This is a genomic window from Ureaplasma miroungigenitalium, from assembly GCF_025780085.1.
Lineage (GTDB): Bacteria > Bacillota_I > Bacilli_A > Mycoplasmatales > Mycoplasmoidaceae > Ureaplasma > Ureaplasma miroungigenitalium.
Window position 1 is genome coordinate 367,487 of the sequence record NZ_JAOXHL010000001.1, and the last position, 22,309, is coordinate 389,795.

The 22,309-nt window shown below is 31.2% G+C and carries 23 protein-coding genes, 1 other RNA gene and 1 pseudogene; 13 read left to right on the forward strand and 12 right to left on the reverse strand.

Annotation, left to right across the window (positions count from 1 at the left end; all coding sequences use genetic code 4):
- Nucleotide 1 precedes the first annotated feature (1 nt).
- A complete protein-coding gene (locus OF376_RS01610; RefSeq protein ID WP_263821779.1) occupies nucleotides 2–1,684 on the reverse strand; it encodes a DAK2 domain-containing protein in 1,683 nt (560 codons plus the stop codon).
- A gap of 248 nt (nucleotides 1,685–1,932) precedes the next feature.
- Between OF376_RS01610 and rpmB the strand changes: the two genes are divergently transcribed.
- Nucleotides 1,933–2,130: a 50S ribosomal protein L28 gene (gene rpmB / locus OF376_RS01615; RefSeq protein ID WP_263821780.1), complete on the forward strand. Its 198-nt coding sequence runs from the start codon at nucleotides 1,933–1,935 to the stop codon at nucleotides 2,128–2,130.
- A gap of 57 nt (nucleotides 2,131–2,187) precedes the next feature.
- On the opposite strand, the gene rpiB is transcribed toward rpmB, so the two are convergent.
- The 4 genes from rpiB to tyrS form a co-directional block, all read right to left on the reverse strand.
- Nucleotides 2,188–2,652 carry a ribose 5-phosphate isomerase B gene (rpiB, locus tag OF376_RS01620; RefSeq protein WP_263821781.1) on the reverse strand — a complete coding sequence of 155 codons (465 nt, stop codon included), beginning with the start codon at nucleotides 2,650–2,652 and terminating at the stop codon, nucleotides 2,188–2,190.
- Nucleotides 2,639–3,262, reverse strand: coding sequence for a uracil phosphoribosyltransferase (gene upp / locus OF376_RS01625; protein WP_318031930.1), 624 nt, complete (start codon nucleotides 3,260–3,262; stop codon nucleotides 2,639–2,641). The genes rpiB and upp overlap by 14 nt, the downstream gene beginning before the upstream one ends.
- A gap of 100 nt (nucleotides 3,263–3,362) precedes the next feature.
- Nucleotides 3,363–3,460: signal recognition particle sRNA small type (gene ffs / locus OF376_RS01630), an RNA gene on the reverse strand.
- Between the two features lie 41 nt (nucleotides 3,461–3,501).
- Nucleotides 3,502–4,746, reverse strand: coding sequence for a tyrosine--tRNA ligase (tyrS, locus tag OF376_RS01635; protein WP_263821782.1), 1,245 nt, complete (start codon nucleotides 4,744–4,746; stop codon nucleotides 3,502–3,504).
- A 125-nt stretch (nucleotides 4,747–4,871) separates the two neighbouring features.
- Here tyrS and OF376_RS01640 point away from each other — a divergent pair, with 125 nt between their 5' ends.
- The 6 genes and pseudogenes from OF376_RS01640 (at nucleotide 4,872) to OF376_RS01665 (ending at nucleotide 12,393) form a co-directional block, all read left to right on the forward strand.
- The gene (locus tag OF376_RS01640; protein ID WP_263821783.1) at nucleotides 4,872–5,774 is read left to right on the forward strand and encodes an ABC transporter ATP-binding protein; all 903 of its coding nucleotides are present in this window, start codon (nucleotides 4,872–4,874) and stop codon (nucleotides 5,772–5,774) included.
- Nucleotides 5,775–5,788: 14 nt separating this feature from the next.
- Nucleotides 5,789–8,182, forward strand: a pseudogene (gene secA, locus OF376_RS01645) (preprotein translocase subunit SecA); the annotation flags it as partial.
- Nucleotide 8,183: 1 nt separating this feature from the next.
- Nucleotides 8,184–10,190: an excinuclease ABC subunit UvrB gene (gene uvrB, locus OF376_RS01650; protein WP_263821784.1), complete on the forward strand. Its 2,007-nt coding sequence runs from the start codon at nucleotides 8,184–8,186 to the stop codon at nucleotides 10,188–10,190.
- Between the two features lie 115 nt (nucleotides 10,191–10,305).
- Nucleotides 10,306–10,959, forward strand: a complete 654-nt coding sequence (locus tag OF376_RS01655) for an MPN555 family protein chaperone (RefSeq protein ID WP_263821785.1) — start codon at nucleotides 10,306–10,308, stop codon at nucleotides 10,957–10,959.
- A 73-nt stretch (nucleotides 10,960–11,032) separates the two neighbouring features.
- The gene (locus OF376_RS01660; protein ID WP_263821786.1) at nucleotides 11,033–11,707 is read left to right on the forward strand and encodes a GntR family transcriptional regulator; all 675 of its coding nucleotides are present in this window, start codon (nucleotides 11,033–11,035) and stop codon (nucleotides 11,705–11,707) included.
- Between the two features lie 77 nt (nucleotides 11,708–11,784).
- Nucleotides 11,785–12,393, forward strand: coding sequence for a hypothetical protein (locus OF376_RS01665; RefSeq protein ID WP_263821787.1), 609 nt, complete (start codon nucleotides 11,785–11,787; stop codon nucleotides 12,391–12,393).
- A gap of 176 nt (nucleotides 12,394–12,569) precedes the next feature.
- On the opposite strand, the gene OF376_RS01670 is transcribed toward OF376_RS01665, so the two are convergent.
- From OF376_RS01670 to trpS, 4 genes are all read right to left on the reverse strand, one after another.
- Entirely contained in the window at nucleotides 12,570–12,809 is a 240-nt protein-coding gene (locus tag OF376_RS01670) for a hypothetical protein (RefSeq protein WP_263821788.1), read from the reverse strand.
- 470 nt (nucleotides 12,810–13,279) lie between these two features.
- Nucleotides 13,280–13,837 carry a hypothetical protein gene (locus OF376_RS01675; protein ID WP_263821789.1) on the reverse strand — a complete coding sequence of 186 codons (558 nt, stop codon included), beginning with the start codon at nucleotides 13,835–13,837 and terminating at the stop codon, nucleotides 13,280–13,282.
- A 257-nt stretch (nucleotides 13,838–14,094) separates the two neighbouring features.
- Nucleotides 14,095–14,955, reverse strand: coding sequence for an HAD family hydrolase (locus tag OF376_RS01680; protein ID WP_263821790.1), 861 nt, complete (start codon nucleotides 14,953–14,955; stop codon nucleotides 14,095–14,097).
- 79 nt (nucleotides 14,956–15,034) lie between these two features.
- Nucleotides 15,035–16,042 (reverse strand): tryptophan--tRNA ligase, encoded by a 1,008-nt coding sequence (gene trpS / locus OF376_RS01685; RefSeq protein WP_263821791.1) that lies wholly within the window; start codon nucleotides 16,040–16,042, stop codon nucleotides 15,035–15,037.
- A 64-nt stretch (nucleotides 16,043–16,106) separates the two neighbouring features.
- Here trpS and OF376_RS01690 point away from each other — a divergent pair, with 64 nt between their 5' ends.
- Genes OF376_RS01690 through OF376_RS01705 form a run of 4 tightly spaced genes read left to right on the forward strand, consistent with a single transcriptional unit; the run spans nucleotide 16,107 to nucleotide 17,890 of the window.
- Nucleotides 16,107–16,487 carry a Spx/MgsR family RNA polymerase-binding regulatory protein gene (locus OF376_RS01690; RefSeq protein WP_263821792.1) on the forward strand — a complete coding sequence of 127 codons (381 nt, stop codon included), beginning with the start codon at nucleotides 16,107–16,109 and terminating at the stop codon, nucleotides 16,485–16,487.
- A 4-nt stretch (nucleotides 16,488–16,491) separates the two neighbouring features.
- Complete coding sequence (locus tag OF376_RS01695; protein WP_263821793.1) at nucleotides 16,492–17,286, forward strand: diacylglycerol kinase catalytic domain-containing protein; 795 nt, start codon at nucleotides 16,492–16,494, stop codon at nucleotides 17,284–17,286.
- A gap of 8 nt (nucleotides 17,287–17,294) precedes the next feature.
- Entirely contained in the window at nucleotides 17,295–17,660 is a 366-nt protein-coding gene (locus OF376_RS01700; protein WP_263821794.1) for a PTS sugar transporter subunit IIB, read from the forward strand.
- An 11-nt stretch (nucleotides 17,661–17,671) separates the two neighbouring features.
- Nucleotides 17,672–17,890 carry a hypothetical protein gene (locus OF376_RS01705; protein WP_263817612.1) on the forward strand — a complete coding sequence of 73 codons (219 nt, stop codon included), beginning with the start codon at nucleotides 17,672–17,674 and terminating at the stop codon, nucleotides 17,888–17,890.
- A 2-nt stretch (nucleotides 17,891–17,892) separates the two neighbouring features.
- On the opposite strand, the gene OF376_RS01710 is transcribed toward OF376_RS01705, so the two are convergent.
- Entirely contained in the window at nucleotides 17,893–18,369 is a 477-nt protein-coding gene (locus tag OF376_RS01710) for a 23S rRNA (pseudouridine(1915)-N(3))-methyltransferase RlmH (protein ID WP_263821795.1), read from the reverse strand.
- A 78-nt stretch (nucleotides 18,370–18,447) separates the two neighbouring features.
- On the opposite strand from OF376_RS01710, the gene OF376_RS01715 reads away from it, so the two are divergent.
- A complete protein-coding gene (locus OF376_RS01715; RefSeq protein ID WP_263821796.1) occupies nucleotides 18,448–19,194 on the forward strand; it encodes a hypothetical protein in 747 nt (248 codons plus the stop codon).
- Here OF376_RS01715 and OF376_RS01720 read toward each other — a convergent pair.
- Nucleotides 19,184–19,342 carry a hypothetical protein gene (locus OF376_RS01720; RefSeq protein ID WP_263821797.1) on the reverse strand — a complete coding sequence of 53 codons (159 nt, stop codon included), beginning with the start codon at nucleotides 19,340–19,342 and terminating at the stop codon, nucleotides 19,184–19,186. The genes OF376_RS01715 and OF376_RS01720 overlap by 11 nt on opposite strands.
- 4 nt (nucleotides 19,343–19,346) lie before the next feature.
- Nucleotides 19,347–20,180 carry an HAD family hydrolase gene (locus OF376_RS01725; protein WP_263821798.1) on the reverse strand — a complete coding sequence of 278 codons (834 nt, stop codon included), beginning with the start codon at nucleotides 20,178–20,180 and terminating at the stop codon, nucleotides 19,347–19,349.
- A 167-nt stretch (nucleotides 20,181–20,347) separates the two neighbouring features.
- Between OF376_RS01725 and OF376_RS01730 the strand changes: the two genes are divergently transcribed.
- A complete protein-coding gene (locus OF376_RS01730; protein ID WP_263821799.1) occupies nucleotides 20,348–22,099 on the forward strand; it encodes a ribonuclease J in 1,752 nt (583 codons plus the stop codon).
- Nucleotides 22,100–22,309: the final 210 nt, after the last annotated feature.

Sequence of the window (22,309 nt, forward strand, 5' to 3'; positions counted from 1 at the left end):
ATTATTGAATTCCAATATAGTAGTCGTAAAGTTTTTGTTCTGTATGAATCACTTCACACAAAATGTTGTGATGCGTGCTTAGATATTCATTAATTTGTTCAATATCATTTGCTTTAGCATTTTTACCAGCATATAAGTAGCAAATTTCTGGGTGTTTTTTTAAATCAATTAGTACTTGAATAGTTTGTTTCAAGTTTTTTAATGAATCATTGCTAGCACTAACAATCTTTTTATTAATAATTCCAATGTAATCATTTTTGTTCACTCGAAGATTTTCGAAATTAACATTTTTAATTGATCGTGAAATTTTGGCTGATATCGCTTTTTTGATTCCCTTGATCATGTCTTTCGAGTTTTTAACAGCGTTGTTTCGTTCGTCAAATAATGAAATGGCAATCAATGCTTCGAATACATTTTTTCCTGGGATAATAAAACAGTTAATATTTTGTTCAGCAGCCAGCTTAGCTGCGTGATCAGCCGCCATAATGTAATTAGGATCATCAGTAACGATAAAAACATTTTTTGATTCAGCTTTAAGAATTAAATCAACATAGTCTTGAATTGAAGGAATGTTTTCATCCTCAGTCACTAAAATATGTTCTAGTCCGTAGTCGGTTACAAATAAAGTTTTGAACTTAGCTGATGGTACACTAACAATAATTTGTTGATCGTGTACAAAATCTGGAGTTTTTTTCTTTTCTAAAGCAATTCCTTTTTGCTTCAATGTTTCATAAAATTGATTAGTCATATTTTCAATTTTAATTTTGTCAAACTCACCATATTTTTGTGAAATTTGAAGTAATTTATGTGGCGTTAGGGTATGAATGTGAACTTTAACATAGTCATCATCATGTACTAAGACTAAACTATCGCCAATTTGTTCTAATTCAGATTTGTAGTTAGACAAATTAAAAGGTTTTTTGTTTGGCGCATCTGGAATGATTTTGTGATTCAAATTCATCACGATTTCACTACAATAACCAAAACTTTCTGTTTCGTCATGTTGTGTTACAAAATCAGTTTTTTTCACATTATGTTGTTTGTATTCTTCTCATTTTTTTTCGGTGTTATCTGTTGCTTTTTCATCAAGCACTGATAACATTCCCTTGAAGAAAGTAAGCAATCCATAAGCTCCCGAGTCCACAACATTAGCTTCTTTTAGTGAATCTAACATTTCTGTTGTTTGACTAGCAACATCAGAAGCAACTTCCACTATTTTTTGGAAAAATTCGTTTATATTATTAAATTCCATTGCAGGAATTTTTTCAGATAGAATGCGGATAACTGTAAGCATTGTCCCTTCTACAGGGTTACTTACTGAATCATAAGCTTTTTTGGCAGCTAAAATTAAACCTTCCTGGAAGTCTTTGATTTCCATTGTGTCTGATTCGGCATTTAAAGCATCTAAAAAACCTCGGAAAATTTGTGAGAAAATTACTCCCGAATTTCCCCGAGCATTCATTAATAGACCTTTAGCATATGCTGAACTAAAGTTCGCATAATTTAAAGATTCGTCGCTAACATAGTCTAACGCACCACTTGTGGTTGTTTTCATATTCGATCCAGTATCACCATCTGGTACAGGAAAGATGTTTAATTCGTTAATGTATGTATATTCTTCAGCTAGCGATTTCGTTCCAGCAAAAATCATTTTACGGAACAAACTAATTGGTATCTTTTTCATAATATCATCCTAAATCTTCTGAATATCTAGTGTTAATAACTCATATAATTAATTAATAATCTTGTTTTTAACCAAAATATGATTTATTATAAACATTAATATATTATAATTAAATACAATTAAAAAACACCACTAGATATTAAATAAACGGCTTTTTGTCTAATATTTATGGACAAAAGCAATGTTTTTTAGTAAAATAAATAAGTATTTGTGTAATCACACAATATTGTTATTGAAAGGAACCACATATGGCACGAAGAGACCAGTTAACTAACAAAAAGGCAATGTCTGGAAATACTAGATCACACGCTATGAATCACTCACGTCGTCGTTGAAACCTTAACTTACAATACGTAACCATTAAAACCGAAAATGGTGGCACTCAAAGAGTTAAAGTTTCTGCAAAAACAATGAAAACATTACGTAAACATAATATGTTAGCGTAATCACCTACGTGATTTTTTATAAAAAATAAAAAACCTTGGCTGTCCAAGGTTTTTTATTTATTTTTTTGCTTTGTTTTCGTATTCAGTAATTAGTGCAATGCGGTCTTCGTGTCGTTCGTGTGAGAACTCTGCGGCTAAATAGGCTTTTAACATCTTCTTAATTTCTTCAAGTGAATGTTCGCGTGCCCCGATGCAAACCACATTGGCGTTGTTGTGTTCTTTTGCTAAATTTGCTGAGCTTACATTATAAACTAGCGCGGCGCGAATACCACTAACTTTGTTGGCTGCTATGCTCATGCCAATACCTGTTCCGCATAATAAAACACCGACGCTGTTCGCGTCTTCTTGCACACTTTGCGCTACTTTCACTGCGTAGTTAGGATAGTCAACTCGACCATCACATGAGCTTGGTCCTTCGTCCTCTACAAAATAGCCTAGTGATTTTAAATAATCAATAACTTCACTTTTAATTTCGTAAACCGCGTGGTCATTACCGAAATAAATTTTTTTATTTTGTTCCAAAGATACGGTCTCCTGCATCCCCTAATCCAGGGACGATGTATCCGTGTTCGTTTAGTTTTTCATCTAAAGCTCCAGCATAAATGTCAACGTCTGGGTGCGCTTCTTGAACGTTTTTAATACCTTCTGGTGAAGCAACAATACAGATGAATTTAATTGATTTAGGTTTGTATTTTTTAATAATGTCAGCAGCAGCAATCACTGAACCACCAGTGGCTAACATAGGGTCTAAGATAATAACATCAGATTCACTAATGTTGTGAGGGAATTTTTTGAAATATTCAATTGGTTGTAACGTTTCTTCGTTACGGTATAATCCAATATGTCCGATGGTAGCAGTAGGAATTAAACGTTTAACACCATCTACCATTCCAATTCCTGCACGTAAAATTGGCACTAAGCAAATTTTATTTTTTAATTTAAAACCTGTTGCTTGGTCAACTACTGGAGTGTCGATCAGAATATTTTTTAATGTTAAATCTTTGGTTGCTTCATAAACCATTAATTGTGTCAACTCTTCTAAATTTGTTCGGAAAATAGTCGAAACAGTTTCTTTTTTACGCATTCTAGTTAATTTATCTTTAACTAATGGGTGATCAATAATTTTGTACACAATGATAATCCTCTTTTTTTACTTTTATACATATTATAAAGCAATCATTTTTAAACATGAAAAGAAATAAAAAAAGTTAGCACAAAAATGCTAACTTTACTTGTAAAAAAGTGTCATTACACATAAAAAGATTATGCTATTGCTGCTGGATCTCTCCCCTGACAAGATACGCCACTTAATATTGTAATGACATATTAATTATAAAGAATTATTTTAATTTTGCAATAAATCTCTTGTTTTTATAGAGTAATACTTGCTAAAAAATAATTTCTTTTACCTTTCTTTACCAAAATATATTGGTTTAATAAAAGGTCTTTGCTTTCTAAAATGTATTGTTCATCATTAATTTTTTGACCATTAATCAATAATGAATTATTCGTAATTAATTCTCGTGCCACGCGTTTTGATGTAGCGATTTCCATTTGAATTAAAAGGTCAACTAACGAAAGGGGAAGTTCTTTAATCTCAACACTTGGAATTGTTTTAAAAGCAATTCGCAAATCTTCGGGTGATAAGGCGTTTATATCGCCATTAAATAAGGCTTGAGAAATACTAATAGCTTGTTGAAGTTTTTGTGTTCCATGTACATCAGTAACTACAGTTTCAGCTAATTTCTTTTGAGCTAAACGAAGATGTTTTTGCTGTTCATGTTCGTTTAATAATTGTTGAATATCTGCCACACTAATCATTGTCAATGAATAAAGCAGTTGGGCAATATCCTCATCAGCTTGATTAATCAAAAATTGATACATTTCATATGCTGATGTGTATTTTTCAGATAAATAGACTGCGCCTTTTTCTGATTTACCGAATTTTTTTCCGTCTTTGTTAACTAATAAATTGATAGTTAAACCACACGCTAGATTATCATCACCGATATTTTTTCTAATAATTTCAACACCTGTGGTGATGTTCCCTCATTGATCTGATCCGCCAGCCTGAATTGCAATCCGATGATTTTTATATAATTGTAAAAAGTCATAACCTTGCAGAAGGTTATATGAAAATTCCGTAAATGATATTCCAGTACTTAAACGTGAAGAAATAATTTCTTTTTCTAAAAGATAATTAATGTTAATGCTTTTTCCTACATCTCGTAAAAAGTCTAAAAAATTCATTTTTTCATAGAATTGGTAATTATTAATAACTTCACTTTGTGCGTAGGTTACTAATTGTTGAGTTACGTTTGTTATGTTGTGTGCTAATGTGTCTTTGTCTAATAAGTTTCGTTCCTTACTTTTACCACTTGGATCACCAATCATTCCAGTTGCTCCACCGACAATGGCCACTGTTTTAATACCTGCTTGGTGAAATCTTTTTAACAACATAATCATAATATAATTGCCTAAATGCAACGAATCAAAAGAAGGGTCAAAACCTACATAAATTCCATAACCACTAGCTAACGCATTATTTAATTTTTCTTCGTTAGTAATGTTGTTAATTAAATTTCGTTGACGTAGTTCGCTGATAATATTTTTCATTTTTATTTCCCTTTTTTATACGTTTAGAGGCTATTCTAAGCGAATAGTTCAAACGCGCTATATTATATAATATAATTAAATATTAGTATTATAGCAATAATTCAAAAATTTTAGGAGATCAACTTATGAGTGAAAAAGTAACAACTACTCCAGAAACAAAAACAGCTAATATCTCTAAAAGAGCTAATAAAAAAGCTATTCTTTCGTCTTTGGATAAAGAAGAAAAGAAACTTTTAAAGAAACGAATTGCTGAAATTAAAAAAGCCAATAAACCACACAAAGGTCCAATCGATATCCCTATGCACGATGAAGAAAACGTCATTGAACTTGTTAATGTTAGTAAAACTTTTGAAAACTCATTAGTAATCTACGAGGCTTTAAAAGATATCAATATTTCAATTAAAAAAGGCGACTTTGTAATTATTCTTGGTCCATCTGGTTCAGGAAAAACAACCTTAATGAATATTATGTCCGGCCTTGATCGAGCAACTTCAGGTGATGTACGTGTATGTAACAAAGCGTTAATAAACATGAAAGAATCACAACTAACCAAATTCCGTAAAGATAACGTTGGTTTTGTGTTCCAACAATATGGTCTATTAAGCTTACTATCAGTTATCGATAATGTACGAATGGGCGCTGATCTTCAAAGCGATAAAAATTTACGTATCGACCCTTTAAAAGCATTAGAAGGTGTTGGTATGTTAGAATACCAAAACAAATATCCTAATGAATTATCAGGTGGGCAACAACAACGTGTGTCTATTGCACGTGTGTTAGCCAAGAATCCGAAAATTATTTTCGGGGACGAACCAACAGGGGCTGTTGATGAAACGATGTCTAAAATGATCTTGAATCGTTTTGTTGAAGTTAATAAAGAGTTAAAAACAACAATTATTATCGTAACCCACAACCCAATTTTTGCTGACCTAGGAACTTTGGTTGTAAAAGTGAAAGATGGTCGCATTCATGAATTAATTCGCAACGATAATCCAAAATCTGTTGCTGAATTAAAATGAGATTCTTAAGAAGCGAGGTATATATGAATTTATTCAACCAAATATCACCAAAAAACCGTATTCTACACCAAGCAAATTTAATTGCCACTGATGTTTTAAAACTTGAAAAGGAATTTGCTAGCAAGACAGACGAAGAATTAAAAAACATGTCTGCTGATTTAGTTGACTTTTTAAGTGAAAATAATCCGCTTGACGATCGTTTAGTAGAAGCTTTAGCTTTAATTCGTGAAGTTGTTTTCCGAGTGCACAATAAATATGCTTATAAGGTTCAATTGATTGGGGCAATTATTGTTTATTTTGGTGACTTTGCCGAAATGATGACAGGGGAAGGGAAAACCCTAACCTTAGTTTTGGTTGGTTATTTAAATGCTCTTTATAAAAAGGGTGTTCACATGGTAACGGTTAATGAATATTTAGTAAAAGTGGGTGCAGAATTCTGTACACCCGTTTTTAGTTTTTTAAATATGTCTGTGGGTATTAATTTAGCAAGTATGAGTGAGTTTGAAAAAAGAACTAATTATAATTGCGATATTACATACACTACCAATTCAGAATTAGGTTTTGATTATTTACGTGATAACATGGTTACTAATTATAGTGATAAAGTTCAACGTGGGTTACATTTTGCCATTATTGACGAGGGGGATTCTGTTTTAATTGATGAGGCACGAACACCATTGATTATTTCAGGTGAACCACAAGATGAGGTAAGTAATTACGTTAAGGCTGATCGCTTTGTTAAAAAACTTGAACCAAATGATTATCTTGTTGATCCAGAGTCACAATCAGTAATTTTAACTGTCTATGGAATCAAAAAGGCTGAAGAATATTTTAATGTAAGTAATTATTTTAATATTGAAAACTCAGATAATATCCACAAAGTGAATAATGCTTTACGTGCTAATTATACCTTTGTTAACGGTCGTGAATACATTGTGCGTCAGGACGAAAATGGAGAAGATGTCATTGCCTTAGTTGATCAGTCAACAGGGCGGATTATGGATGGGCGTAGTTATTCTGCTGGTTTACAACAAGCTATTCAAGCAAAAGAATATTTAAAAATTGAACCCGAGAATTTAACAGTAGCAACTATTACTTATCAATCTTTATTCCGATTATATAAAAAATTAGCAGCAGTTTCAGGTACCGCTATCACAGAAGCTGAGGAATTTTTAAACATCTACAATATGGTTGTTGTAAGTATCCCTACAAACAAACCTATTCAACGTATTGATCACCCTGACTACATTTTTGATAACAAACGAACTAAATGAAAATATGTTATTGCTGATGTTATCCGTCGTCACGAAAAAGGCCAACCGATTTTAATCGGAACTGCATCTGTTGAAGATTCAGAAATCTTACACCGTTTATTAGAAAAAGTTCATATCCCACACGAAGTTTTAAACGCCAAAAACCATGCTCGCGAATCGGAAATCGTTGCCCGAGCAGGTGAATTCAAAGCGGTAACCATCGCTACTAATATGGCCGGACGGGGAACTGATATTAAATTATCACCTGAATCATTGGCAGCCGGGGGGTTGTGTGTCATCGGTACTGAGCGAGCTGATTCACGACGAATTGATAACCAATTACGTGGTCGTTCAGGTCGACAAGGAGACGTTGGTGAATCACGTTTCTTTATTTCTATGGAAGATACACTATTCTCTCGTTTTGCTACTGACTCATTAAATAAAGCTGATGAAGAGTTTTCTGAAGATGTTACATCTACAAGTTTCTTTACTCGCTTATTAAATAACACTCAAAAACGTGTTGAATCATTAAATTATGATACTCGAAAAAATTTAATCGATTATGACAGTGTTTTAAGTAATCAACGAGAATTGATTTATAAACAACGAGATGCCATTTTAATGTCTAAGGATAATAAAGTGTTGTTCTACCGAATGTTAGACATTGTTATTGATGATTTATTGTATCAAGCTCGAAACGTTCCTAATCATGACATTGTAGATCCACACAAATTAATCGAAATTACGACTAATGAATTGTTGATTAATTATAGTTTAGATATCAATTTATACATCGCTAAAAATTACGAACAAATGCGTGATCAATTGCGTCATGATTTGCGCGCTTATTTTGACCAAAAAGAACAAAATATGACTCCTGAATTCTTTAATCGTGACTTAAACACTTTGATGATTTCCATTATTGATCAGAAATGAACTAAACATTTAGATGTCACTCAAAAAGTACGTGAAGGGGTAAATTTACGTGCTTATGAACAAAAAGTACCTTTAAATATTTATGTGCAAGATACAGATAAATTATTTGAAGAATTAAAAAACGAAGTGGCTCAAGAAACCGTTCGGATTGCTGGTAAGTGGAACTATGCTTTTAATAATGACCAAAATAACGAAAATGGTCTAGCTCTTAATTTCGAACAATTTGACTATGTTGAATAACAGACCTTTTAAATTGGTAAGCAAACATGCTCCGGCTGGTGACCAAAAGTTAGCCATTGAGCAAATGGTTAATAATATACAAACCAAACAAATTAAACGGCAAGTTTTATTAGGAGCAACTGGAACAGGAAAAACCTTTAGCGTTGCTAATGTTATCGCTCAAACACAAATAAAAACCTTAGTTTTAGCACACAATAAAACACTAGCTGCTCAATTGTACACCGAGTTAAAAGAATTATTTCCTGAAAACAAAGTAGAATATTTTATCTCCTACTTTGATTACTATCAACCAGAAGCATATAAGCCTAATACAGACACATATATCGAAAAGGATGCTATTACCAATCAAGAAATAGAGCGAATGCGTTTATCGACCATCAACTCTTTAGCAACATCAAATGATGTTATTGTTGTTGCTAGTGTGGCGTGTATTTATGCCTCAGTTTCTACAGCTGAATTTATTAAACACCAAGTTTTTTTAAGACAAAATAATACTTTAGATTTTAGTAATTTTAAAAAACAATTGATTTTATTAGGTTATGAGCGTGTTGTAAACGACCTATTACCGGGGACTTTTAAAATTAAAGGTGAAGTTATTGAGTTAATGTTTGGATATGCCGAAGATTTTAAAATAGAAATTGTTTTAGATTTTGATGAAATAATTAGTATTTCTAAAAAAGAATTATTGACTAATAAATTAATCGAAAGTTTAGATGAAATTACTATTTATGCAGCCACTGAATATATTTTTAACGAAGAAAAATTAGATGTGGCAATTCAAAACATTCGTACTGAATTAAAAAGTCGAATCACTTATTTCAATAAAGAAAATAAACTGATCGAAAGTCAGCGTATTGAGCAACGAACAAATCAAGACATTGAAGCAATTCTTGAATTTGGTTATTGTTCTGGCGTTGAGAATTATTATCGTCACCTAGAACATCGTGAACCCGAACAAACACCATGAACAATTTTTGATTTTTTTAGTTTCAAACAAGAACCATGGTTAATGATTATTGATGAATCCCACAATACATTACCACAAGTTAAGGGTATGCACAATACAGACCGTTCTCGTAAGCAAACATTAGTTGATTATGGTTTTCGTTTGCCATCCGCACTAGATAATCGACCTCTAAACTATGATGAATTCAATGCAGCATTAGATAATGTTATCTATGTCTCAGCTACACCTAACGACGAAGAGATAGCTCTATCAAATGGGGTTGTCGTTAGTCAAATTGTCCGTCCAACAGGATTGCTTGACCCTATAATTGAAATTCGACCTACGGAATTCCAAATTGATGATTTGATTCGCGAGTTAAATATTTTACACGATAAAAATGAACGAGCATTTATTAACGTAATGACTATTAAAATGGCCGAGGAGTTATCTAGTTATTTAAATAATACGAGTATTAAATCCGCTTATTTGCACAATGAATTAAAAACCCTTGAACGAACATATATTATTAATAGAATGCGAGCTGGTGTATTTGATTGCATCGTTGGAATTAATCTACTGCGTGAGGGTATTGATGCTCCCGAGGTTTCAACTGTTTTCATATTCGACGCCGATAAACCAGGTTTTTTTCGAAGTGATAAATCATTAATTCAAATTATTGGGAGAGCTGCGCGTAATGCTCATGGACGTGTTATTATGTATGCAGATGTTGTTACACCTGCGATGAAAACCGCCATTGATGAAACTAACAGACGACGTCAAATCCAAATGAAATACAACGAAATTAATAATATCATTCCTAAAACTATTGTAAAACCAATTCCAGTAGATTTAACTGAACAAAAAGATTACAAAAAATATGAGGCAATGATTGGGATTAAAAATCCCAAAACATTTAATGAACAGATTCGTGAATTAAAAAAACTTATGCAAGATGCCGCTTTTAACCAAGAATACGAACAGGCAGCATATTATCGAGATCTAATTTTCGAATTACAGGCTAACAAAAAACTAAAAGAAAGCGATAATTAGCTTTTTTTAATTGTTTTTATGCGTTTATTTTAAACATTGTGCGTGCTATGATATTATGGTTTATAATTAAAATTATTAAAGCAACAGCAATGATGAAAGAAAAGGAAATATAAATATGGAATTTAAATCACAAATTAAAAACAAACGTCCTATTGATTGAAAACACACAATTGAAATCGAAGAATTACGTATTGATCCAAAAATGCTTGAAATGCACAGAGAACGTGTAAACCAAGTTTTTGCAAATGAAACAGAAGAAAAGAAAGCTCAACAAATCCACAACATTGTAATCCGTGAAAACGCATTCAATTTAGCTATGGACTACTTAGTTAGTTTTTATGATGTAGATGTTCACGCTGATGATGTTGAAGAATTAGAACCAAAAATTAAACAAGTTTATGGTGATCAAATTAAAGATGACCAAGTTGAACAAGTATTAAAAAAAATTATTTACCGTGGATTAATTTTCAAAGATTTACAAAAGGAATTATCAATTAGTGTTAATGATGAAGAATTAGATTCAATTCTAGATAATTACTATGAACAATCTAATCAATCAATTCGTAATTTCAAAGAAAATAAAGCACAATATGAAGCTGCACGTGAAACGTTGTTAGATGAAAAAACAGTTGCTGAAATTATTGGTAAATTTACAATTGATACATCTAAATATGAAAAAAATCTTCGTGATTCTCTAGCTGAAAAAATGGAACTAGACAAACAAATCGAAGACATGAAAAAGGAAGACAAAACTGCTGAAGAAAAATAAATAAATCAGCTTTTTGTCCAAATAGACATCGCTTCTTTTAGTGATGTCTTTTGTTTTTATAGGAGGGAAATGTATGACTAATAAATCATATATTTTACGTTATATACTTTATAAAATTGCTGTTGGTGAGTACGCGCTTTATGCTAGTATTCCCAGTGAACATAGTCTAGCTCAATATTTATCCAGTTCGCGCATTACAATCCATAACGCACTTGAAACCTTAAAAAGTAATTGTTTGTTAAAATCAGTTAAGGGTAGTGGATACTATGTAGATATGAGTATAGACGCATATTTAAACTATCCATTAGCTAATTTGTATGCACGAACAACAGATATTCAAGTAGAAAATTTAGAAATAGCTACTTTTGATTTTAATGGTCAAAAATTTAATTTTTGTTATCAAATGACTTTTTTGCATAAGCAAAAGGTTTTATGCACGCATTATGTTTTTTCGCGTCAAAAAATTCATTGAAAACTAAAGGTTTATGATTGAAATTTAGCACGATCATATATTCTTTCTGGAATCGATGATTTCTTTTCTGTTAAAACATTAATTTTACCGCATGTTGCTGATATTAAGAGTCTGCCAACATATGCCTTTTTGCATTCTTTCATAATAGATGATTTAGTTAAATCGGCTATTGCGATTAACGAGTACGAAAATCTAGAAGAAGAAATTCAAATATTAACCGTCACTAAGTTTCCTCCCAAAAACTTTCTTTTAAGGGACAAGAAAAAAATCAGTTAGAGTCTAATAATTAGGGTATTAACAAATATTTTTTTTCTGTTATACTTAATTATTAGAATACGAGAGGAGAGGTATCTATGAAAAAAATTAAGCGTACAGGTGTTAGCATTATTGTTTCATGAATTTTTATTTTAATATTTTTAGCCCTTGCTTTTTCGACGCTTTATGGAGCACTAAAATATGTTAATTCAGGTAACCCTGATTCAAATCATGCCGGCGATTTAAAGTATAGTTTTTCAACATTCCAAGCATTTTACGAAGTACTCATTTACAAGGCTCCGACTTATCCTTACCCGCACGATATTAAAGCGGCTATCAATTATCACCACGTAATTGAATTTCTGCAAAATGCAGAGCGAAACCCCGCTGCACTGATAGGAACTTTGGGAATTGTTAGCTTTATGTTCCCAGGTTTATCATGATTATCTGTAGCTTTCTTTGCTCTCAGTGCTCTAATATATCTGATTGTGAAAATTAAAATGTTTGTCTTATGAGGAAGACTGCGTAAGCTTGATCGAGATATCTTGTCATTATTATGTCTAATTGGTACTTTCTTGCCTATTATTTTCCTTGATTGATTAGTTGCTATCTCAAGTATTAATTTATATAAAAAAGCAAAAAAACGTAAAGAAGAAGTTTTGAATAGTCCAACAAATACATGAGACAATTCTAATAACAATTTATAAAAACAAGTAAGTAAAATTCTTACTTGTTTTTTAAAAAAATCAACCAAATAATAAGAAATTAAATTATTCAATTATATTATTCCACCGGAAATTTTATTCTCCTGTTCAATTTTAATAATTGGAACCGTAGGAAACTTGGGGGTATATTATACAACACCTTTTTTGTTTCATCATAACTATTTTACACGAAACAAAACAAATTGCACCATTTTTATTTTTTCGTTTACATCCATGGCAAACACTTCTTGTTTGCCATATAAAAAATCATTTGGCATAACTACTGATGCAGATACTCGTAATAAATAATTCAACATGTTGCCATTATGAACCCAATTTTCTAAAGTTCTTATATTTCCCTTACCGGTCTTATATTGACCTTTAGGTGTTATAAAATTCAATTTACTAAATACTCGCATTAAACTAACTCCTTCGTAAAACACTCTAATACCTCGTTTAAGAGCTTTTTTTAAAACGTTAGAGTAATTTGTTGATTAACTTATGTTTCGTTTGTTAAAACGTTTATTTTTATATTTTTGAATAATTGACTTTTCATTTTACGAATAATCAATTTTTGTACTTTTCTAAATTCGATTGATATTTTGTTTTAGTTTAATATCTTCTCAAACCATAGTTCATAACTTAACTACTTAGACTTAGACTTATATATTTATAATCAATCTGTTTATAATCAATCTGTTTATAATCAATCTGTTTTATATAGGACCGGAACTTTTCTTCCTGTCTTACCGGAACTTTTCTTCCTGTCTTACCGGAACTTTTCTTCCTGTCTTGATAGGAATTTCTATTCGTGTTTTAGACGATTGGATGAATTTAATCACCAATGTTTTAGATTGATAGTTTTGAATCTTTTATTGTAATCAGTCCTTTAATATTGTTGATTAAAGACCTCGTTGTATAAATGATTCATAAAATCATTCGTGTCCTTAGCTTCGTGTGCTTTTATGATATTCATCAATTCCTTATTATTCGCGATTGCTTCATAGACTGTTTCACTAGAATTAAAATACAGTTTTGCTGGCCGACCTAAGCCTTGAGGGACAACATCGATTATTTGCAGTTCTTTTAACACTTTATAACCCGCTCTTATTGTTCTTTCATCCACACCTAAATCGTCAGCCAAATCGGTTTGTTTATAAATAAAGAAACATTCATCATCATTCTCCCAAAAATTACGATTCTTTGATGAGAGTGTTTGACGTTTATATAACTGTATAACCAAAGGAACAACTGCAGCATTTTTGCTCGCAACTAATACGTTATAAACAAAGTCTGGTAGTTGTACGAAACCGTTCCCTTTTATTCCACGAAGGATCAAATGTTTAGAACTACCAGATTTTTTATTTTTCTTAGTTCCTTCTTCTAACTCATCGTCAGAAAATGTCGGTAAATTGTTTTTAGGTTTTTTTTGAACAACGTTGTTCATCGACTCATCCGCTCACATTATCCGATGTTCAATCATCGATGGCCCAACCTTGAATTAAATGTCTTGAATTTTGCATTTTTAAATCTCCTTAGAATTTTTAAAGTGATGAAAAAAGGGTAAGCCGTTTGGCTTACCCCCATTTTTCCTACACTTCCTAATAATTAAACCACTAATCTTCAGTGGTTTGTATTATCATCAGTTTTCTAAAAACAAATAAAAAAGGAATAAGCATTTGTCTTACTCCTTTTTTTGTTTTTTTATTTGTTCAATTGACTTAAGAAATAATTTATTTCTCAAACAACACCATCTTCCGTGTTAGTGTGTTTTGTAATGTGCCGTGCCAATAGTTTTGCTGCTCTTGTACCATTCTTCATAGCAAATCCGTAACCAGCTTGATTTAGCATCGTTAAGTCATTCTCACCATCACCAAAAGCAATGCAACGGTCTAAAGGGATGCCATAATAAGAAGATAAATAACGCATTGCCATTGCCTTATCAGCAAATGCGGAGTTAATTTCAATTACTTCAAAATTCTCTCATTGTGGTAATGATCAACTACGAACAGCTAATGTTGGTGCAATCTTCTTCACATGATAAACAATTGAATCAAAAATATTTTTGTCTTTAACATATAGTAATAATGAGTTAACATCACGACTGCAATTATCTAAAGAAAATAATACTTTGCCTTGTGTTTCAAATGGAATGTGGAAGAAGTGTTTAAATGATTCTAAAAATTGTTCATCTTCAGTATCGTTAAAAATTAACGCGTGGTCGTCAGATTCAATAACCGCATTTGTTATATTTTTATTAATAAAAGGGTCATTTAATATTGTCGACACAATTTGAGCGTTAAATTTCATGTTAATGGGATCGAAATCAGGATCTGAAGGATTAGAAATATAAGAACCATTATAGTTGGCCATTAAAGTTTTTAAACCTAATTGATTGTAAATGTGGATGGCCCCACGATATGGACGACCTGTAATAATACAAAAAATGTGTCCAGCATCAATTATTTTCTTAACATCTTTAATTGTACGTTCAGACAATGTCTGGTCATTCTGCAATAAAGTACCATCTAAATCACAAGCAATTAAATATCGGTTATCATTCATTTTGATTCCTCCTTCTATTCCTTAATAATAGCACATAAAAAGCTAATCGGAACACAAGAAAAAAAGATATCGAAATATCTTATTTCAAGTACATTAATTTCATTGTTTCGTTTACAATTTTTTCAGCAGTTTCACTAGCTTTTTCATTACTTTTTTCAATGATTACGTCTAGCTCTTCAGAATTTAATCAATAGTTGATTTTCGTTTGCAAATCTTCAATAAAATTAGCTACTATTTCTGCTAAATCATTTTTAAAAATACCGTAATTACTTCCGTCATACATTTTTTCGATTTCAGAAATTGGTTTATTAGTCAAAGCGTGATAAATAACGATTAAATTGGAAACACCGGGTTGTTCTTCGGGGTCATATTTCACTTGATTCAGTGAGTCAGTAACAGCAGCACGAATTTTTTTAATAATTGTATTTTTATCATCAGATAAGAAAAGAGTTCCTTTAGGATTTTCTGAAGACTTAGACATTTTTTTACTTGGATCCTGTAAATCCATAATTTTTGCTGTTGTTTGATTAATATATGTTTGTGGATAATGAAAGTGTTTGACTTTATATCTCTTGTTAAAACGTTCAGCCAAACTTTGAGCTAGTTCCATATGTTGTTTTTGGTCTGCTCCAACCGGAATTAAATCTGCGTTAAATGCTAAAATATCAGCAGCCATAAGTAATGGATATGTTAATAAACCAGTTGGAATAGAGATGGTGTTGTTTTCTTGCTTTTTAACCTTTTGAGATTTATCTTTAAATTGAGTCATCCGTTCAAGTTCCCCAAGATTAGACATACACAGCAAGATATGTGATAATAAAGGTATACTGTTAACGCTCGATTGAAAAAACAAAGTAGCTTTTTGCATATCAATACCCGCTGCTAAATATGTGGCAATAATACTACGTTTAACGTCCCCAAAATTTTTAGGCAGTGGTTCTTGGGTCGTTAATGAATGCAAATCAGCTACAAATAAAAAGACTTCGAACTCGTTTTGTAAATTAACAAAATTACAAATCGCACCTAAAAAATTACCTAATGTTAGATTATTTGTGGGTTGAATCCCAGAAAGCAGTCTTTTTTTCATAATATCGTTCCTTTATTTCGTAATTATCAGTTTATATATATTATAATAAAAGGCAATTAATAATATGATATTTGTTTTATATTCCTTAAACTCGCGTTCATGTAAACGCGTCATTAGTTTTTTTAGAACTCATCAAATCCCCTTCAATCGTATTTTGCTTGGCAAAGATCCAGTCCCTATTCAACTAATTAAGGACATTTTGGAATTAACGTTTGGCGGATACGAAGAGATTTTCAGTTTTAAAACACAAGCCTTTTTAAGATTGAATATTAGTAAAAATAAGTTATTTGAGATGCATACAAACGAAGTTCTTGAATTACTGTCACGTGATTCGGAACTTTTAAAACGCCCTATTGTCTTTCAATACGACAAATTTAATAAACCATTAAGATTAATGGTCGGTTACGACAACGAGGAGATTGAAATCTTTTTACGAGATGAATAAAAAAATGATTTTTAATTACACTATTTTGTGTTCAAAAAAATGTGACGATCGCGTTATTCATAATGAACTTCATCAACGCTTAAATAGCAATCCATCATACCAATTTAAATACCAACAAGATGATTTGTCGTACTTGTTTGTTTTAGGTGGGGATGGAACTTTTATAAACCAATTAAAACCATATATATCTTCAACAAAACCGCTGCGGGTAATTATGATTAATTTTGGCAGTCTAGGTTTTAATGCTAGTTATGAAAAAATAGAAGACATTGTGATTGAGGATATTGTTAATGTCAATTTTTTTCAACCTATTAACGTACTAGAAACTATCGTTAATGAAGAAGTTAGGGTTCATAGCATTAACGAATTAATGTTATGAACACCAAAAATCATGCGCTTAGATGTTAGTATTAATAAAAACCATTTAGAGTATTTCAAGGGCTCTGGAATCATTGTTAGTACTCAAATCGGTTCATCAGCAACCAACAAATCTAACAATGGTGCTATTATTATTGAAAACCAAAATGTTTATCAATATTCAAAGGTTTTGCCATGAAATGTTAAGCATAATATATCCTTACAAAACCCCTTAATTTTGCACCTTGATCATATGTTAGAATTTCAAAATTTAAACCACGAGGAACCTTTTGAAATCATAAATGATGGGCAAAAAGTCGAAATAAGTAGTAAAATTAAACATATTTTATCGAAATTAATCCCTACGAATCTATTGATTTTTAATGAACATCGGTTAATTTCATATATCACAGCCTTGCGCAAGGCGTTTATTAAGGATTAAAAAATAAAATGAAAAATTGAAAAATTGTTTTACTAATTATTTTTACTTTTGGAATTGCTTACTTTGTATTGAAAAAGAAAGCAAAACAAAAATCTTTGCAAACTAATACAGAGCTAACTGTGAGTAAAAAAATTCCTTTTCACATGAATCAGTTTTACCAAGCTGTTGGTGGATTAGAAAACATTGAGTCTTCCACAGCTACACTAAATTCATTAAAGTTAATCTTAAGAAAACCAGAACTTGTGAATGTTGCTTCATTAAAAGCGTTAGATGCTAAAGGGATTTTAAAATCAAATAATTCTTACCGCATGACATTGGGTGATTTTGCCATGTCACTGTCAGAAACTATTAATCAAGAATTATCCAATCAATAGGAGTGAGTTGCATGATTACTATACACCCGCAGAAGCGGAATGATAAAATTTACGAAATTATCTCGATCAACGAAGATAAGATCACGATAAAAAACGACTTTGACGACGTTAAAGTTCTTAATTTATACGAGTTTGATATTCAAAATATTAATCCTGAAATCAATAAAACCATCGTTTTAGTTCGTTTCGAACCAAATGGTTGTTCAATTATTGAAGAAAATTTTGAATAGTTTTATTTATGATATTTTGTATTATGCAAAATATTAAATGCACGATATATCTGCTCAACCAAAATGACTTTTGCTAAATTGTGAGCAAAGGTCATTTTTGATATCGATAATAAAACATTGGCGCGATTATAAATTATTTCATCTAGGCCATGTGACCCTCCGATGACAAAAACAATTGGTTTTGATATATTCTGGTTATTCTTGATTAGCTCAGCTAATTGCACGCTATCAAAACTTTTGCCTTCAATCGCTAAGCAAATCACAAATTCTTCTGGCTTAATCTTTTTTAAAATTGCTTCTGATTCACTTTTTTTTATTTGTTTAATTAGTGCATCAGTTAAATTATTTGGTTCTTTTAAATCATTAATGATTTCTTCTTGAATCTTGCAAAAAACACTAGTGCGACTAACGTAGTCCTTAATAGCTTTTGTTCAATATTCTGTTTTAATCTTGCCGACTGAAATAATTTTAATATACATAAAAGCTCCTAAAATGAAAAGATTACCTAATAACATATTATACTTTTATACAGAGAGATAAAAAAGGAAACGTTCTATATGAGTCAAAAAATCTACATTAATTTAAGTTATCCAGAACAAGATAAAGGTAAATACATCAGTAGTTTACCAATTATCTTAGATACGAAAACAAATACTAAACATATTCTCGAATATCTAAAACTAAAATACAACAAACAAAAAGTGGACTTATTTGATAATGTCCTAACTTTTCAATTTGAACAATTATACCTACATGTTTACATTCCTACAACAGAAGAAAAACCAAATATCTTCGATCAGCAATCCCCAGCTACGCATATTAAAGAGTTTGAGCATTTCGATCTAAAGTCAACAAATACACCGTGATTGTTTTATGAAACAAATTACATTAAAAAACTTCACGCCTTGTTGTGTGAAGTTCTCGAACGTTTTGTAGATTATGTTAGCTTTGTTGATTTTTGAGCTGTGCATATGCACATCAATAGTTGAGTAGTTTTTAGCAATTACGATTTTAGAGATATCTATGTTAAAAACCCTGATTATTTAAAAGAAATTTTTTACACTAAGAAAAATGATGTCGTAGGATATACATTTATTATGCATTTACGTGCTTACGGTTTCATTAATCTTGGTTTTGAAAATGATTATTTTGATGCTAACCAAAAAGAAATTTACAACTTCATTCGTCAATTAGTTGCTGCTGATGACCAAACCGTTGCAACGCTATACAAGGATTGACAAACAAAGCATCAAACAACAAAAATCAAAAACAAAGAAGAGTTATTCTTAGTTACTAAGCATTAATATCTAAACAAGCATCATCCATGTCTGAACAGTGTTTTTCGTGTTCAAACATTAGATCTTCATAATTGTCTTTAGAAAGGCGAACTTGGTAAAAACAGTTATTACAAATATATTTATCATCTTTTTTTGTTCATAATGATTTTTCCATATGATTACTCCTTTAACAAGTGTCGGATAAACTTTCCAACACTTTTTTTATTATTTTTCTTAGACATGATTAAGTCTACATATTCTAGAATCTTTTTATTACGCACCTTGGCTGCAGCGCGTAAGTCCGTTTTTAAAAACATTGCCAAATCATTCATACTATCACCAATGGAAGCTGAACCACTTAAATCAATTTCCATATAATTAGCTAGTCATTCAATCGCATAGCCTTTGTTGATGTTTCGATTTGTTATTTCAATAATCCATGGATTAGTGAAGATGATTTGTAATTTATCATTAAAATGTTGTGACATTTGTTCGTGGAAGCGTGTGGGGATTTTCCTAAAAATACTAGGTGATAGAACATTAATTTTAAAAATCCCGGTATTATCAAATTTAACGGGGTTGATATCAAAGCGATATTCTTTGTGTCATAAACGAATTCACCGTCAATATGGAACGTTTTTGAATTGAATTATCTGGTCGTTGGAAAATAAATTATTATATGGTCACAAACCAAATTTTCTTTCTAAAACGTAATCAAAAACTTCTTGGGCAAGTGTTGAATCGATTTGTGATGAAAAAAGAGTCTTCTTATTTAAGTTATCATAAATCAGAGCGCCACCAAAACAAATAAAATAAGGAACTATACAACCTGTATTTTCATAAATTTGTTCAGCGATAACAATTGTTCGTTCTAGCGACCGGCCGGTTACAAAAATCAGAGTACCTCCTGCCTTGTAATATTCTTTAATCATCTGGTAATTAAATTCGCTAATTTTTTTATTTTTCTGCAATAGCGTTTGGTCTAAATCACTAAAAAGATATGGATGTTTCATGATATTTTTCCTTAATTTTAATTTAAAGCACACTTCCCAGTGTTTTTCATATAAAATTATAATATATACAAATCATAAATTATGGTAATCCCATTTTGTTATAAAAACTAATAAATATATTCATAGCCATTTGCGAAAATGGTGTTTTATAAATATAGGAGAAATTAATGAATCAAACTAAACAAACTCCCACTTATCTTTTTGCATTAGGTGGTTTAGATGAAGTTGGAAAAAATACATATATTATTGAGCACGATGATGAAATTTTAATTATCGATTGCGGTATTAAGTTTGCAAATGCTAAAATGCCCGGTTTCGATGGTCTTGTTGCAAATTATGACTACTTAGTAAAGAACGCTCATAAAATTCACTCATTAGTGATTACTCATGGACACGAAGATCATATCGGGGGTATTCCTCACTTACTACGTCGTGTTAACATTAAAAAAATTTATGCACCGCCTTTAGCGGTTAAATTAATCGAACGTCGGTTGCAAGAAAACAAGGATATTAAACCCCCTCAAATTGTTTCTTTTTTAGATGACGACCGTTTTACTTCAAAACATTTTAAGGTAGATTACTTTAGAGTTTGCCACTCAATTCCTGACTCATTCGGGATTGTTATTGATACGCCAAACGGAATTGTCGTAGAAACAGGTGACTATCGTTTTGACTTTGCAACCGCAGGGGACCAAACAAATTTACACAAAATTGCCGAAGTTGCTCAACGTGGTGTAGCTGTATTAATGTCTGAATCAACATCTGCTGAAATTCCAGGTTTTTCTGAATCTGAATTATACATTATCCAAAATATTCATGATTATATTAAAAAGGCTAAGCATCGTGTTTTCATTTCTACCTTTGCTTCGAACTTAGGACGGGTAGAACAAATTATTGCGATTGCCGTTTCAATGAAACGTAAAATTGTTATCGCTGGAAAATCAATGGAAGCCAACGTTAAAACTTCTCGTCGTTTAAATTATTTAAATATTGACGATCGTTCTTTTGTTTCAATTAAAGAAATCGATAATTATAAGGATGAAGAAATTTGTGTCATCTTAACTGGTTCGCAAGGGGAAGAACACGCAGCTTTAAATGTAATGGCTAATGGAGAACATTCGCGCATTACATTAAAACCTACAGATACTATTATCCTTTCATCTAACCCAATTCCAGGAAATTATATGCAAGTTGAAAAGATGATTAATAAACTTTACCGTTTAGGTGTAACTGTTTGTGAAAACTCTGGAGATAAAAAAATTCACTCCTCGGGTCATGCGACAAGAAGTGAACAACAATTGATGATCCAAGCGGTAAATCCTGATTATCTTTTCCCGATCCACGGTGAACATAAGATGTTAAAGGGTATTAAACAAAACGCTGTGGATTTAGGATTTGATCCTGATAAAGTTATTGTAGCAACTAACGGTGAGCGTTTAATGTTGCTAAACGGTGTTTTATCTGCCACTAACGAATTTTTAGATGCTACACCCAACTATATTAACGGTGCTGACGTTTCATCACACTTTAATGAACTTTTAACACAACGAAATATTTTATCTAGTGATGGTATTGTTAATTTAGTTGTTTGCATTAACAAAAACAAAGTCACAACTAGCCCAACAATTAGTACACGTGGATGCTTCTTTGCTAAAGAATCAGTTAATTTAGTTAATAAGTTAACTAATACAATTAAAGAAAAAACAAATGCATTACTAGCTAAAAACGAATCACTAGATAATATTCGTCAAGAACTAGTTAAAGAAGTTAAATCAATTGTTTGATTATGAAGAAAGAAAAATCCATTAATTGATGTTAATTTAATTAACAACGATATTTTTGTGAAAAAAATTAAAAATAGAAACTACATTAATCCAGTAGAAGCAAGTAAAGAAAAAACTGAAGCCGAAGCAAATTAAGAAAGAAAAAAACGCCTATTAAAGGCGTTTTTTATATTTTAACCTGTCTTTTAATATTTATACTATAGCCACTGATATAAAGATTAAAAGAACACAGTTAGTAGAAAATAACAAACCGTTTTTAGTATTATTAAGATTCTACATACATTATTATATTACGCGCAAAGCAATTCGAAAATTTTTTTATTTTTTTAGCACTCGAGGTTGCTA